General features: G+C 42.8%; 17 protein-coding genes. 11 read left to right on the forward strand and 6 right to left on the reverse strand.

Annotation, left to right across the window (positions count from 1 at the left end; genetic code table 11):
* The first annotated feature begins 246 nt into the window (after positions 1 to 246).
* The gene (pckA, locus tag V1502_RS16585) at positions 247 to 1,836 is read left to right on the forward strand and encodes a phosphoenolpyruvate carboxykinase (ATP) (protein WP_409251732.1); all 1,590 of its coding nucleotides are present in this window, start codon (positions 247 to 249) and stop codon (positions 1,834 to 1,836) included.
* Positions 1,837 to 1,921: 85 nt separating this feature from the next.
* Here pckA and V1502_RS16590 read toward each other — a convergent pair whose 3' ends face one another.
* Complete coding sequence (locus V1502_RS16590) at positions 1,922 to 2,164, reverse strand: DUF2584 domain-containing protein (protein WP_409251733.1); 243 nt, start codon at positions 2,162 to 2,164, stop codon at positions 1,922 to 1,924.
* A 15-nt stretch (positions 2,165 to 2,179) separates the two neighbouring features.
* Complete coding sequence (locus tag V1502_RS16595) at positions 2,180 to 2,965, reverse strand: alpha/beta hydrolase family protein (RefSeq protein ID WP_409251734.1); 786 nt, start codon at positions 2,963 to 2,965, stop codon at positions 2,180 to 2,182.
* A 567-nt stretch (positions 2,966 to 3,532) separates the two neighbouring features.
* Between V1502_RS16595 and V1502_RS16600 the strand changes: the two genes are divergently transcribed.
* The 3 genes from V1502_RS16600 (at position 3,533) to V1502_RS16610 (ending at position 6,350) form a co-directional block, all read left to right on the forward strand.
* Positions 3,533 to 4,537, forward strand: coding sequence for an ABC transporter substrate-binding protein (locus V1502_RS16600; protein WP_409251735.1), 1,005 nt, complete (start codon positions 3,533 to 3,535; stop codon positions 4,535 to 4,537).
* Positions 4,538 to 4,789: 252 nt separating this feature from the next.
* Positions 4,790 to 5,563: an ABC transporter ATP-binding protein gene (locus tag V1502_RS16605; protein WP_409251736.1), complete on the forward strand. Its 774-nt coding sequence runs from the start codon at positions 4,790 to 4,792 to the stop codon at positions 5,561 to 5,563.
* Positions 5,547 to 6,350, forward strand: a complete 804-nt coding sequence (locus V1502_RS16610) for an ABC transporter permease (protein ID WP_409251737.1) — start codon at positions 5,547 to 5,549, stop codon at positions 6,348 to 6,350. Before V1502_RS16605 ends, V1502_RS16610 begins: the two co-directional genes overlap by 17 nt.
* 28 nt (positions 6,351 to 6,378) lie before the next feature.
* Here the strand turns inward: V1502_RS16610 and ytkD are convergent, their stop codons facing one another.
* The 3 genes from ytkD to V1502_RS16625 all read right to left on the reverse strand — a co-directional run bounded on the left by ytkD (position 6,379) and on the right by V1502_RS16625 (position 7,926).
* Positions 6,379 to 6,855 carry an RNA deprotection pyrophosphohydrolase gene (gene ytkD / locus V1502_RS16615; protein ID WP_409251738.1) on the reverse strand — a complete coding sequence of 159 codons (477 nt, stop codon included), beginning with the start codon at positions 6,853 to 6,855 and terminating at the stop codon, positions 6,379 to 6,381.
* 281 nt (positions 6,856 to 7,136) lie between these two features.
* Positions 7,137 to 7,460, reverse strand: coding sequence for a hydrolase (locus V1502_RS16620; protein WP_409251739.1), 324 nt, complete (start codon positions 7,458 to 7,460; stop codon positions 7,137 to 7,139).
* Positions 7,461 to 7,521: 61 nt separating this feature from the next.
* On the reverse strand, positions 7,522 to 7,926 hold the full coding sequence (locus tag V1502_RS16625; RefSeq protein ID WP_409251740.1) for a holin family protein: 405 nt from the start codon (positions 7,924 to 7,926) through the stop codon (positions 7,522 to 7,524).
* Between the two features lie 139 nt (positions 7,927 to 8,065).
* On the opposite strand from V1502_RS16625, the gene V1502_RS16630 reads away from it, so the two are divergent.
* Positions 8,066 to 8,323, forward strand: a complete 258-nt coding sequence (locus tag V1502_RS16630; RefSeq protein ID WP_409254378.1) for a DUF6154 family protein — start codon at positions 8,066 to 8,068, stop codon at positions 8,321 to 8,323.
* 39 nt (positions 8,324 to 8,362) lie between these two features.
* On the opposite strand, the gene V1502_RS16635 is transcribed toward V1502_RS16630, so the two are convergent.
* A complete protein-coding gene (locus V1502_RS16635) occupies positions 8,363 to 8,554 on the reverse strand; it encodes a polyribonucleotide nucleotidyltransferase (RefSeq protein ID WP_409251741.1) in 192 nt (63 codons plus the stop codon).
* 140 nt (positions 8,555 to 8,694) lie between these two features.
* Here V1502_RS16635 and ytzI point away from each other — a divergent pair, with 140 nt between their 5' ends.
* The 6 genes from ytzI (at position 8,695) to V1502_RS16665 (ending at position 14,282) form a co-directional block, all read left to right on the forward strand.
* The gene (gene ytzI / locus V1502_RS16640) at positions 8,695 to 8,871 is read left to right on the forward strand and encodes a YtzI protein (protein ID WP_409251742.1); all 177 of its coding nucleotides are present in this window, start codon (positions 8,695 to 8,697) and stop codon (positions 8,869 to 8,871) included.
* Between the two features lie 417 nt (positions 8,872 to 9,288).
* Positions 9,289 to 9,525, forward strand: coding sequence for a membrane protein insertion efficiency factor YidD (gene yidD / locus V1502_RS16645; protein WP_409251743.1), 237 nt, complete (start codon positions 9,289 to 9,291; stop codon positions 9,523 to 9,525).
* A 133-nt stretch (positions 9,526 to 9,658) separates the two neighbouring features.
* On the forward strand, positions 9,659 to 10,747 hold the full coding sequence (locus V1502_RS16650; RefSeq protein ID WP_409251744.1) for a metal ABC transporter solute-binding protein, Zn/Mn family: 1,089 nt from the start codon (positions 9,659 to 9,661) through the stop codon (positions 10,745 to 10,747).
* Positions 10,748 to 11,623: 876 nt separating this feature from the next.
* Positions 11,624 to 12,976: a cytochrome ubiquinol oxidase subunit I gene (locus V1502_RS16655; protein WP_409251745.1), complete on the forward strand. Its 1,353-nt coding sequence runs from the start codon at positions 11,624 to 11,626 to the stop codon at positions 12,974 to 12,976.
* Positions 12,977 to 13,018: 42 nt separating this feature from the next.
* A complete protein-coding gene (locus V1502_RS16660; protein WP_409251746.1) occupies positions 13,019 to 14,047 on the forward strand; it encodes a cytochrome d ubiquinol oxidase subunit II in 1,029 nt (342 codons plus the stop codon).
* A 79-nt stretch (positions 14,048 to 14,126) separates the two neighbouring features.
* Positions 14,127 to 14,282, forward strand: coding sequence for a DUF1540 domain-containing protein (locus V1502_RS16665; RefSeq protein ID WP_409251747.1), 156 nt, complete (start codon positions 14,127 to 14,129; stop codon positions 14,280 to 14,282).
* Positions 14,283 to 14,308 lie beyond the last annotated feature (26 nt).

Raw genomic sequence — 14,308 nt, forward strand, 5'->3', positions numbered from 1 at the left:
CCCTGTATTTTAGAATAAATGATTAATACAGAATTTAAGTTAGCGCTCTCATACATTAATTTTAAACAGGACAAATGTGACAATTTAAAAACATCGTTTAAAAATGGTTAATTAGTATAGACTAATGGATTTATTGTGTTATACTAATTTAAAGAAACAAAGGGGTAACTATATAAGGCTCTTCTTTTTACTAGGGATGGATAAAAAGGAGAGCGATAAATAAAGTATAAAGGAAGGTTATTTACTATGACTTCAGTTAGCCTGTCTAATAAACTAAATGAATTACTTAATGGAAAAAATACAAAAGTTCAACTATCGGTTCCTCAATTAGTTGAGAAGGTTTTGAATCGGAATGAAGGAATCCTGACTAATTCAGGTGCTGTCCGTGCAGAGACAGGCAAATATACTGGCCGTTCTCCACAGGATAAGTTCATCGTTGAAGAGCCTTCTACAAAAGATAAAATTGAGTGGGGTTCTGTAAACCGCCCCATTTCAACAGAGAGCTTTGACAAACTTTATAATAAAGTGATCGAATACCTACAAGAAAAAGAAGAAATCTTTGAATTCAAGGGATTTGCGGGAGCAGACCCGAAACACCGCATGCCGATCAGGGTTGTGAATGAGTATGCATGGCATAACCTTTTTGCCCATCAGCTTTTCATCCGCCCTACTGAAGAAGAAGTAAAGGATCATAAGGCTGAGTTCACAGTCATCTCTGCTCCGACATTCAAGGCAGATCCGGCTGTTGACGGAACAAACTCCGAGACGTTCATTATCGTGTCCTTCGAAAAAAGAACGGTATTGATTGGTGGAACTGAGTATGCGGGTGAAATGAAGAAGTCCATTTTCTCCGTCATGAACTTCATGCTTCCTGAAAACGATATCCTGTCCATGCACTGTTCGGCAAATGTAGGCCAGGAAGGCGATGTCGCGCTGTTCTTCGGACTTTCCGGTACAGGAAAAACCACTCTTTCTGCCGACCCGAACCGCCGCTTAATCGGTGATGATGAGCACGGCTGGTCGCCAAATGGCGTTTTCAATATTGAAGGCGGCTGCTACGCCAAGACTATCGACCTTACTCGTGAAAAAGAACCGCAAATCTTTGATGCCATCCGCTTCGGTTCTGTCCTGGAAAACGTCATGGTCGATGAAGACACTCGTATCCCGGATTATGAAGACAGCACCCTGACTGAAAATACGCGTGCTGCTTATCCACTTCAAGCGATCGATAATATTGTAGATCCGAGTGTGGCAGGCCACCCGAATACAATCATCTTCCTTACAGCAGATGCTTTCGGTGTATTGCCTCCTATCAGCAAACTGACGAAGGAACAAGCGATGTATCATTTCTTAAGCGGATATACTTCCAAATTAGCTGGTACAGAGAGAGGGATCACTTCTCCTCAAGCTACTTTCTCAACTTGCTTTGGTTCTCCGTTCCTGCCGCTTCCTGCGACTGTTTATGCAGAGATGCTTGGCAAGAAAATCGATGAGCACAATGCGCAAGTATTCCTTGTTAATACAGGCTGGACCGGCGGCGAGTACGGCGTGGGGAACAGAATGAAACTTTCCTACACACGTGCAATGGTCCAAGCAGCACTTGAAGGCGAACTGACTAACGTGGAAACGGCTACTGATGATATCTTCGGACTTCAAATTCCGGTTAATGTACCAGGTGTACCGGATGAAGTACTTCAACCGCGCAAGACATGGTCTGACGAAGACGCCTATGTAGAAAAAGCTAAAGAACTTGCAGGCAAATTCAAAGCTAACTTCAATAAGTTTTCCAACGTCCCGGAAGAAATCAAATCTAAGGGCGGACCGATTAACGCATAATATATGAAAAGTGGCGGACCCATTTGGAGTCCGCCACTTTTTTGCTCATTTCACCCTTACGCTAACTTATCGGGAAACAGTCTCTTTAGTTGGTGCTGTTTAGCGATATCAATTCATATGTAATGACCGTTTGTCCGTTTTCCCATTGCAGCTTGGTGATTTTTCCAAAGCCGTTCGTTTCACCATCCTTCATTCTTTTGACTTCAACTGGAATTTCCATCGGATACAAACGATATCCTTCCTTTATAAGCTGAAACGTATTTTCCTTCAGCCTTGCTTCATTTCCTTTCGTCACGACCATTGTATTTAGCTCCAGACCCATTCCCATAGAATAACCCATCCTTCAACTGTTATTTTTCATCCAGCTGCATACCATGCCGACAATTTCCCTGTTGACCGCTGGAGGAAAGTAATGTGTATACTCCTCAAAATAATAGGAATCCACCTTTTTGTCCAGTTCTTTCAATCGCTTTTCGAGCCTGTAGGCATGTTCAAGGGACACATTATGATCTTTGGCTCCATGAACGATCAACACCGGGGCCTCTATTTCTTCAAGATAGTATAAAGGCGTCCTCCATTTATACCTGGAAGGGTGCTTCTTGGGTGTCCCGCCTATCACTCTCTTCATCATTCGCCGAAGATCTTTCCTTTCACCGTATGTTAATACCATATCCGACACTCCGCCCCAAGTAACAACCGATGCCGTTTCTTTCTTCTCAATAGCAGTCAGCAGGGCCATTACCCCTCCCCGCGAGAAGCCGAAGACATGAACCTTCCTGCCGGAGACCCGGGGATGATTCTGCAGCAGGTCAAAAGCGGCAAATGCATCATGACGGTCATCCCCAGCAAAATCCTCATTGCCTTCTCCACCTTGATTCCCCCTGTAAAAAGGGGCAAAAACAATAAAACCTTCCGAGGCAAACTGGGCGATACGGGCAGGACGCACCTGGCCGACATTTTTGATTCCCCCTCTTAGATAAAGGAATCCTGGATAATGCCCGTCATCTCTCGGCTGAGCAAGCATCCCTTTAATCCGGAGACCGCCCGCATAATAAGTGATTGAATAGAGCTCCACCGAAGGATTCGGCGAAGGAAACATTTCTCTTTCCAGTATCGTCCCGCTCTTCATCTTCTCATCCCTTCTTTCCGTAGTATAAATTTATTTTTATAAGTGCTTCCTGAACATTTCTCTGTCTAGAGGAAGTTAATCTAAAAAAGACTAACTAACTTCCTTACTAGATTTTTTATATGTCTTTAATTTCTGGTAAGCCCGATTATCGTCTTTTAAAACATTGCTATAGGACTTTAACTTACCCCAGACCAATTTATCGTCCTCTAGAACCCTCCTAAAGGACTTTAATTCCACAAAGAACAATTTATCGTCCTCTAAAGCTCTCTTATAGGACGTTAATTCCCGAAAAAATCAATTATCGTCCTTTAAAACCGTCCTAAAGGACTTTAACTTACCCAACACCAACTTATCGTCCTCTATCCTAATTACACAAACACAAACCCCTAAAATACCCATACAAACATCCTTCTATTTACCCACAACCAGTTATGTGACATAGGCAATCACACAAATTTTATTTTTACATACGATAAGTAGCAAACAATATATGTCTTTCATCCCGGTGCAGCGACTCATTGCAGCCATTATGCCCGGGTCATGATCGACTAAAGGAGAGGAACCCAATTGAAAAGGCTGCTGAAGATTAGTTTTTCTTTATTTATGATCCTCATTCTCTCATTCGGTGTCTGGGGCTGTGCAAACGATGAGCAAGAATTAGAAAAAGTCAGAGTTGCAGAAGTAACCCGGTCCATTTTCTATGCCCCTCAATATGTTGCCCTTGAAAAAGGCTTCTTTGAAGAAGAGGGATTGGAGATTGAACTGACCACCACTTGGGGCGGAGACAAAACGATGACCACCCTGCTTGCTGATGGTGCCGATGTTGCCCTGGTCGGATCCGAAACGACTATATATGTGGACGCTCAAGGTTCAAGTGACCCTGTCATCAATTTTGCACAATTGACGCAAACCGACGGGACCTTCCTTGTCGCCAGGGAAAAAATCGAGAACTTTGAATGGGAGCAGCTGAAAGGCTCAACCTTCCTGGGACAGCGTAAAGGCGGCATGCCGCAGATGGTAGGGGAGTTCGTGTTGAAGAAACAGGGCATTGATCCGCAAAAGGACTTAAACCTAATCCAGAACATTGACTTTGCCAATATCGCTAACGCCTTTGCTTCGGGAACAGGAGATTATGTACAGCTGTTTGAACCAACCGCTTCCATCTTTGAAAAAGAAGGAAAAGGCTATATTGTCGCATCGTTTGGTGAACAATCCGGTCATGTACCTTATACCACATTTATGGCAAAAGAAAGCTTCATGAAAGAAAATAATGAAACTATCGCTAAATTTACAAGAGCCATTTATAAAGCTCAAAAATGGGTGGAAGAGCACGATCCGGCTGAAACAGCTGAAATCATTCAGTCATACTTCGAAGATACTGAACTCGAAATCATCGAAACAGTAGTCGACCGTTACAGAAGCCAAGGGTCCTATGCAACCGACCCAATTCTTGATGAGGAAGAATGGAATAACCTCCAGGATATCATGGATGAAGCTGGTGAACTTCCGGGCCGTATCCAGCATGATAAATTGGTGAATACCACTATTGCCGAAAAGGTCATGAGTGAATAAAGTATGAAAGATTGACTGCTTGGTTAGTCCGTTTTGGGCTAACCTCTCTTTCTCTTTTAAATTGGCTCTTTTCTAGAACTTTGTTGCTATTAACAGAAATTATCCTGGTAAACAAGAATGAAAAGAGCTAATCACCTTGTTCAGTTAGATAAGCCCTTGTACCTGAGGGAAAATCCGACCTTTGAATTTTTCCGATAGCAACAATCTATACGAATACAGCCTTTCAATTTAAAGCACAAGGAGGGATAAAAAGTGGAACTGCTGGAGATCGACCAAATCCATCATACCTATTTCACCCCACGTTCTGCTACCACCGCATTAGAAAACATCTCGCTGACTGTAACGGAAGGAGAATTCGTTTCATTTCTCGGCCCGAGCGGCTGCGGAAAGACCACATTGCTTTCTATCATTGCCGGACTTATCAAGCCAAGTTCAGGAACAGTCAAGCTCGAAGGAGACTCACTTGAAAAAAGCAGTCATAAAATCGGCTACATGCTGCAGCAGGACTATTTGTTTCCTTGGAAAACGATAGAGGAGAACATTCTGCTCGGTTTAAAGACAATGGATTGCCTGACCGTTGAAAAGAAAAATTGGGTGTTGAACTTACTGGACGAAATCGGTCTGGAAGGAGTTTCCAACCAATTTCCAAGTCAACTGTCCGGAGGAATGAGGCAGCGTGCAGCACTTGTCCGGACTCTGGCTGTCGAACCTAAACTGCTCCTCTTGGATGAGCCTTTCTCCGCCCTTGATTATCAAACCAAGTTGAAACTGGAAGATCTCGTTTTTGAAACGTTGAAAACTTTCAATAAAACGGCTCTGCTTGTGACCCATGATATTGGGGAAGCCATCGCAATGAGCGACAGAATTATTCTCTTTTCAGCCAAACCGGGCAGAATCCACAAGGTTTTCGAAGTGCCTGAAGAGCTTAGGAACTTGAAACCTTTCCATTCCAGAAACCATGAAGCCTACTCAGACTGCTTTCAGCTCATATGGAAGGAGTTGGAGTCTCTTGAGTCCACAAAGTAAAATAGAAAAGCAGCATAAGCAATTTTTACAGAACCTGAAGAAAGAAAAGAAAATGGTCAGGTTCTATCAACTTTTGATATTTGTATCCTTCTTTACCCTTTGGGAAACAGCAAGCAGGGCAAAATGGATCGATCCGTTGATCTTCAGCTCCCCCTACAAAATATGGAACTTGTTCGTAGAAAAGATCGGAGACGGTTCGCTGATCACCCATATTACGATTACTCTCGGAGAAACAGTCGCGGGTTTTATTCTCGGCACATTGCTTGGGACGATGCTGGCCGCCTTGTTATGGTGGTCTCCGTTTTTATCAAAGGTTCTGGATCCTTATTTAGTTATCTTGAATGCCATGCCGAAAGTGGCACTTGGCCCGATTCTGATCGTCGCACTGGGGCCCGGGTTCTCATCCATCATCGCCATGGGTGCGATTATATCGGTCATTATTACGACCATTGTAGTCTATACATCCTTCAGGGAAGTTGACCCCAACTACCTGAAAGTCATGCAAACCTTCGGGGCCACAAGGACACAAACATTCAAAGAGGCCATCCTGCCGGCATCTTTTCCAACCATCATCTCCACCCTTAAGGTGAATGTCGGCCTGTCCTGGGTTGGAGTCATCGTCGGGGAATTCCTTGTTTCCGCCAAAGGACTCGGCTATATGATCATATATGGGTTCCAGGTATTCAATTTCTCGCTCGTACTCCTTTCCTTATTGATCATCGCTGTATTCGCCACTCTTATGTATAAAATTGTTGAGATCATAGAGAAAAAATTAATTAGATCATAATTAAACGAGGCCTACTTATAGGCCTCGTTCAATTTTGCAGATATCCATGAGCTTTTAAAAATTTCAGCGTCCTGCTGATAACCTCATCCTTCATCACAAAGCTGAAACGCCCGTCTTCTTTCACAGCTTTAAAATCGCCCTGCCAAAGTCGAGGCCCGGCTGTTTCAAGGTAATCCTTTTTTTCTTCCAGAAAATCTATTTCAGCAAAAAAAATCGCTTTCGCAAATGGGGTCTGCTGCTTTACCATATAAGTTCCAATCCGGGTCAACCTTGACACTTTTGCTCCCGTTTCTTCAAACAACTCTCTCTCCGCCGCTTGTTCAAGTGTTTCCCTTTCTTCTGCTTTTCCCCCGGGGAATTCAAGCCCACGGACTTTATGATTCGTCAACAGCCAATTCCCTCGATGACGGGCAATCACTAATACATGCTTCGGATTCATCGGAAACTCAGAACTGCCCAACTCAAGATGGACTTCATATCCATGATAATCAAGAAATTTCTCCATTTTATTTCACCATTTCTTTTTAGCATACCTATAATTTTTTTAAAAAGGGACGATTGACTCGTGTGTGAAAGAGGCAGTGACTAAAGTCACACTTCCCCAAAATTTGGTTATTACTTAGGGAACAACAGTACCGAATTCGCGTATGTATCGTTTCGGTAGCTCTGGGCCGACATCCACTTACACCTGAAAAATCTATCCATCTCCCATTATACTACTATTCAAGCAAGCCTTCATTCCTCTGCTGGTGCCCAAAAAGAAAAACAGCACCCTAAAGAATGCTGTTACGTCAGATCGGTCAATATTCCCATGCTCTTAATATGTTTCTTGGCTTCTTCATCACCTAATGTGTAAATCATCTGGTAGACGTGAAGCAGATTGTCATCATAGGCATCATTGTCTTTGTCAAAATGGTATTGAAGATAGGGGGTATGGGCTCGGTAAAAGTTCCTCCAGTCAACAGAATGCTGCTGGTCGAACACTTCCCTCAGCCTGGTTATTTCTTCATCCGTAGCTGCAATTTTAAAATTCCATGGAGAATCGGTAGAACTTCTGGATATTTCTCCTGTGGCAATTTCAATGTAGTAGTCATGTTTTTCTTCTGCCATGAGTTCCACCCCTTAACAATAGTATTTATCTTTTTCCTCAAACCGGGCAGTTTTATACAAGTTATTTCTTCTTGATTTTGAGTTTATTGCGAAGCGACTCCACCGCACTGCTCAAAAACGGTGGTAAAGGCAGTCCAGCACGGCCTGCATTTTCAATGATGGATAAGATTTCATTACAAAGATAAAAAATTATTGTGGAATCCCGAATAATATGCTGATTTCCAAGTATAGTATCAATAAGGTGAGCAACAGCCACCATGCTGAATATCAGCACCTTTTTCCCAATCCCTTTTAGCCCGGTTTTGCTTGAAAGATTCCCGTTGATTCCTGCAGCAACAAGTCCTGTAACATAGTCAAGCACCATGGCAATGGTGAGGATTGTCAGCAGTTGACTCCAGCCATGATTGGTCATATTGGATACGGTTGATGTGATGATGGATGCGAAAGGAATGACCATTTTGTACATTTCATTCCCTCCCTTCTGAAGATAAAATGGGATTAACCTTTTGTAAAAAGGGTAAATATTGAATAAATAGTTGTCCCTTTTATACATCATATGAAAATAGAACTAAAAGGTTATTTTTATGAAGAAAATGTGCTGGGAGGTGGAAAGTTTGAAACTTGTAGAGGAACTTTATGAAATTTATAGAGGCAAAATCAGGGGAACCGATGAAGACCTGGATATGATTGCCCTGACTATCCTGGAGGACTCCTCAAGGCAGGAATTGATGAATATTATAGAGGAAATGAACAATGATGAATTACAATATTTTATCCGCTTATACATATTAGAAACGTTAAAAGAAAAGCTGACGTCAGGTGATTATAAAAGTCCGCATAATTACCGGAGGAACATCCATTAAAGAAAAATCCCCAAAGCAATCTGTCTTTGGGGATTTTTCTTATCCTTTTAAGTCGATGGAACCGCCTTTAAATGGGTGGGGCGCATCTTTTGAACCGGCAGCTTCCGTCATGTTCTCCATCATGGCGGTTGCGCCAGCCATCTGGGACGCCATCTGGCTTTGCAGCAGGCTTAAATTCAATGTGTGCTGAAGTTCGGCGGTCTGCTTGCTCATCATGGACGATAGATTCATTGCTATCCCTCATCTCTGTAAGAATCTCGGTTATTAACAGGATGTCTTACATTAAATTTAACAGAGTTTTGCAATATTGGAAATAGTATTAACTCGAATTCACCTTCATGGTACACTATAGGACAAGGGAGGAATGAGTTATGGGTTATGTTGGTGTACTTGTCATCTCCATCATCCTTATTTTTGTCATCATTCTCGTGAGCGTACTCACAACCAGCAAAGCGTATGGCTACAAACACACAGTGGATCCGATTGAGAACAATCCGCTCATCGATAATGAGGATATTGAAAAAGAAGATGAAACCAAACAAACATAATATCAATGAAGGGGAACAGCTTTCTTTATGAAAATTGTTCTTTTTTTCATTTTTAAAGAAGGTATCTTTGTTTTTATAAGGCTGTTTCTAATACTTTGCTGCTATCTAATGTAAGAGATATGGCCAGAAGTCACAAAAATTATCCTTGTGAGAAAGAAAGAAAAGAGCTGTTCAGGTAATCGATTCTACTTGAATCATGTAACTATTCGGGGCAGCGCCGACCAATTTGGACCGATTGTTCACACTCCCAGTTGGTCCTGCAGCTTAAACTGAGCCATTTCGCTCAGCCTGCTGGAAGTCATATGCCGGCTGCGGAAAAATTACATTCTATGTTGCGAGACATCCTCTATACCTCCTGCTTTTCATTTTTTTTGGAGAATGGTATATTTCTGATATAAAAACACGGGGAGGCCTTTCATGCAAAAAATATTTCTAACTTTAATCCGGCTTTACCAATTGGTGATATCCCCCCTGAAGCCTCCAACCTGTAGATTTTATCCAACCTGTTCCCATTACGGTATGGAATCCATCAAACGATTTGGTGCCATCCGGGGAGGCTGGCTGACTATAAAAAGAATAGTAAAATGTCACCCCTTCCATCCGGGCGGGGTGGACCACGTGCCAGAAGAATGGCCATCAAGAAAAAAATCTTGATGGTTTTTTTTCTTGCTTTTCATGAATGGTGATAGTAAAATCATTTAGGGAATATAAATCGTAATGATTACTTTTTAAATATAAAAATAATTATGACCTGCCCATACCAACTATAAACAAAGGAGGAGTATGATTGAAACGAATCAAGTTACTCATCAGTATTACATCTCTCTTGCTGCTCGCAGCTTGCGCTACAGATACTGAAGAACAAGGAAACAGCAATGAATCAAATATTTTAAAAGTCTATACTACTGTGTACCCGCTGAGTGATTTCACAGAAAAAATCGGTGGAGAATATGTTGAAACAGAAGCCATCTATCCACCAGGGACGGACGAACATACATTTGAGCCTTCTCAAAAAGATATGATGAAAATAGCGAATGCAGACATATTTTTTTATATAGGACTGGGGCTGGAAGGCTTTGTAAATAAAGCAGACGACGTCCTGGAAAAGGAAAATGTGAAAATGGTGGCTGCAGGCGCTGAACTTGCAGGCAGCCTGGGGAACGAAGAAGTTGAGGAAGAACATGATGAGCACAGTGAAGAAGGCCACTCCGATGAGGAAGAACGTGATGAGCACAGTGAAGAAAGCCACTCCGATGAGGAAGAACGCGATGAGCACAGTGAAGAAAGCCACTCCGATGAGGAAGAACATGACGAGCATGCTGAAGAAGAAAGTGACAGTCATGAGCATGATATCGATCCGCATGTATGGTTAGACCCTGTTTACGCAAAGGAGCTTGCTCACATCATATACGAGACCCTCTCTGAAGAAATGCCTGAACAAGAAGCTGCTTTCAAAGAAAATTATGAAAACCTGGTTGCCCAACTGGATGAACTGAATGAATCCTTTGAAGCTATTGCAGCAAACGCGGAAAGCAAGCAAATCTTTGTGGCTCATGCCGCTTACAGCTACTGGGAGAAACGCTATGGCATTAAGCAGCTGGCCATTGCAGGCCTATCCCCTACAGATGAACCATCTCAGCAAGAATTAAAACAAATTATAGAGACTGCAAAGAAAAAAAACATCTCCTATATCATTTTTGAACAAAATGGAACGTCCCGTTTGACAGAAGTGGTTCAAAAAGAGATCGGTGCAGAAAAGCTGACCCTGCACAACCTTGGGGTCCTTACCAAGGAAGATATCGATCAGGGCAAAGACTATTTTGACTTAATGAATGAAAATATTGAAACACTGCAGAAAGCTCTTGGCAGTGAATAATGAAAAGTGCTGACTTTGTGAAGTCGGCGCTTTTTTTGTTTAATGCTGTGTTTGTATAGATTGTTGCTATCGGATAGATCCAACGGGCTGGATTTTCCACTCGGTGACAAGGGCTTATCTAACTGAACAGTTTCTTTCTTATTTACCAGGATAATTTCTGTGTTATATGGCTATTTAGAAAAGAGCCTTGTTAAAAGACTGATAACCTATTCGGAGTTAGTGAATAAGCTGCAGATACTGGCCGGCTGTTTGAAGAGCGATGGGTTATGAGCCCTCTTATGTCCGTTCCGGATCAAAGGATATTTTATTTTTGCTTTATGATAGAGTTTCTGTTGGGCTTTTCAAGAGGCCGCTTCGCCGACGTTTTTATGATTAGGGTGTCTCATGGAACCTTCATAAGACCACTTTTATCGCCTTTTTTTGATTAGGGGGCCTCATAAACCTTTCATAAGACCACTTTGACCGCCGCTTTTTGATTAGGGTGCCTCATGGAACCTTCATAAGACCATTTTTACCGCCGTTTTTTGATTAGGGTGTCTCATGGAACCTTCATAAGACCACTTTTATCGCCTTTTTTTGATTAGGGGGCCTCATGAATCTTTCATAAGACCATTTTTACTCCCGTTTTTTGATTAGGGTGTCTCATGGAACCTTCATAAGAGCACTTTTACCGCCGTTTTTTGATTAGGGGGCCTCATGAATCTTTCATAAGACCATTTTCCGTTCACGCATTTTAGTTGGATGTAACATAAAAGCCCGATGAACATAGCTTGAATTCTGTAACATCTGTGTATTCCCACATTTGGATATCTCTGCATAATTTGGTCCATTTGAAGAAGACTAAAACCGTCAATCACTAGCTAAAGGAGTAACATTATGGATGATTTGGTAATTGCACGGTCTATGTTCGGAACGACGATGGGATTTCATATTATTTTTGCCACGCTTGGAGTCGCCATCCCAATGATGATACTTATTGCGGAATTGCTTTACCAGAAGACGAAAGACCGTGAATATGAAATTATGGGAAAAAGATGGACAAAGGCCTTCGCAGTGCTTCTTGGAGTCGGCATTCCTTCCGGGACGATTGCGGGTGTCCAGCTTTCTCTTTTGTGGCCCGGCTTTATGGAGGTTGTCGGAAGGGTCATGGCACTCCCTTTTCAAATTGAGATTTATGCATTTTTTGTGGAAGCGTTATTTATGTCCATTTATGTATATGCTGCCAATCGTATCGCTCCATGGATGAGAATACTGAGCTTGACGCTTGTGGTGATCGGCGGATTGGCTTCTGCTGTACTCATCACCAATGTCCATGCTTTTGAAGGGACACCAGCAGGATTCAGAATGGTCAATGGCGAGATTGTGGATGTCGATCCTTGGAAAGCCTTCTTCAATCCGAGCTTCTTTGTCACAGCAGGCCATGTGGCGTTGTCTGCTTATGTGACGGGAGGATTTGTCATCGCTTCTGTTGCTGCTTACAAAATGCTCAGGGCTGACTTTGGCAGCAGAGTGTATAAATTCCATCGCAAAGCCCTGATGCTTGGACTGCTTGTCGGAGGAATCTTTGCCTTTTTTACCGCTATCAATGGCCATGAATCCGCCCAGATGCTTCATGAATATCAGCCTGAAAAGCTTGCAGCTGCTGAAGGATTATTTGAGACTCAGCGTTATGCGCCTTTAGCAATCGGCGGATTTACCGACAGAGAAACACAGGAAGTAAAATGGGGAATTGAAATTCCTTGGGCCCTCAGTTTCCTTGCTGGAGACAGCTTTGAAACGGAAGTCATCGGGTTGAACGACTTTCCTGAAGAGTATTGGCCGCCGCTTTTCGTCCACACACTTTTTAATGCAATGGTCGGAATTGGCACACTGTTGATCTTGCTCGGTTTGATTGCTTATGTTTGGAACAAATTGCTGAAGAAAGACCGTTTTCCAAAGTGGATGATGTGGCTGTTTGTTGCTGGCGGGCCTCTCTCCATCCTGGCGATTGAATTCGGTTGGATTTTTGCCTGTACCGGCAGACAGCCATGGACGATTTACAGGATGTTAAGCACTGAAGACTCTGTCACTACAACCGGAAATCTGGCTACCCTGTTTGTGGCTTTCACATCCGTTTATGTCGTACTGGGCATAGCTGTCGTCTCAGTTCTGCTCTACTATTTCAGGAGACATCCTGCTGAGGACGACTTGAATAAAGTAGAGAACACAGAAGTTGGCTTTTTCTCATAACCTCGACTGCATATTCTTAAGAACAACACTGGAGGTGAAATAATGTCGAATGAATTATTGGCCATCACGGTATTATGGGGATTCGTGTTCATCTATGCCGTAATGGCCACGATGGATTTCGGAGCGGGCTTCTGGTCCATGGTTTACATTAACCGTGAGAAAACCAAAGCGACCAACATCGCCAACCGCTACCTCTCCCCGACTTGGGAAGTGACCAATACTTTTATCGTGGCGATTGTTGTGGCGGTCTACAGCTTTTTCCCCGGAGCCGCCTATTCGTTGGGAACTGTCCTTTTAGTACCCGGGAGTATGATCCTGCTATTGCTCGCCCTGCGAAGCGCATTCCTTGTTTTTTCACATGTTGCGGATGATTACCGGAAAGTACTGACTTATATTTCCGGTGTAAGCGGACTGTTAATACCTGGTCTGTTGATCACAGTTCTTCCTATTTCTCATGGAGAATTTGTGGATTTTGAAAACGGGCAGACACTGAAATTGGGAGAACTTTTCACCAGTCCGAATGAGTATGCTTTCATTGCTTTTGCCATCAGTTCGACCTTGTTTCTGTCCTCCCTTCTGCTGGCGGATTATTCAAAAGCTTCCGAAGAGATGGATGCCTATAGGGTGTATAGAAGGGACGCAATGATCACCGGGCCCATTTCTTTGGCATCCGCATTGCTGATCATGTTTACATTGAGAACTGAAGCAGTGTGGATTTATGAAAAAATGATGGAGGACAGACTCCTCCTTGTTTTTTCATTGCTAGGCTTTTTGGTCGCTGGTGCTGCGCTGTTTTTACCGACTGATAAAAAAGGGATCAAAGGGATGCCGAGAATCGCCGTCATTGCCATCACTCTTCAATACTTGATCGCAAGCTATGTTTACGGAAAGGCTCATCTTCCTTACATCATTTATCCTGAGGTAACCATTCGTTCAGGTTTTACTGATCCCACTTCTTTTAAGGCCGTATTCATCACCTACATCGTAGGCTTTGCCATCCTGTTTCCCGGATTTGTGTATTTCTGGAGTTTATTCATGAACGACAAGCGATACTTGAAACAGAAAACTTAGATATTGTTACCACTCATAAAATGGTTCTGTAACATAAAGAATATTCATGTACGGCATTTCTAACAGGAGGGTGATAACGATGGCAAAAGATGTACTTTGTGAAGTTAACAACTGTCACTACTGGAAACAAGGAAATCATTGCGGTGCAGAACAAATCTACGTTGTCAGCCACACAGGAAAACAGGCTGAAGACCAGCATGAGACGGACTGTAAGACATTTGAACCTGTTCATTAATGAAAAGGAGGCTGTCCACTCAGCCT

Origin of the sequence: Rossellomorea sedimentorum (assembly GCF_046237645.1) — a bacterium.
Lineage (GTDB): Bacteria > Bacillota > Bacilli > Bacillales > Bacillaceae_B > Rossellomorea > Rossellomorea sedimentorum.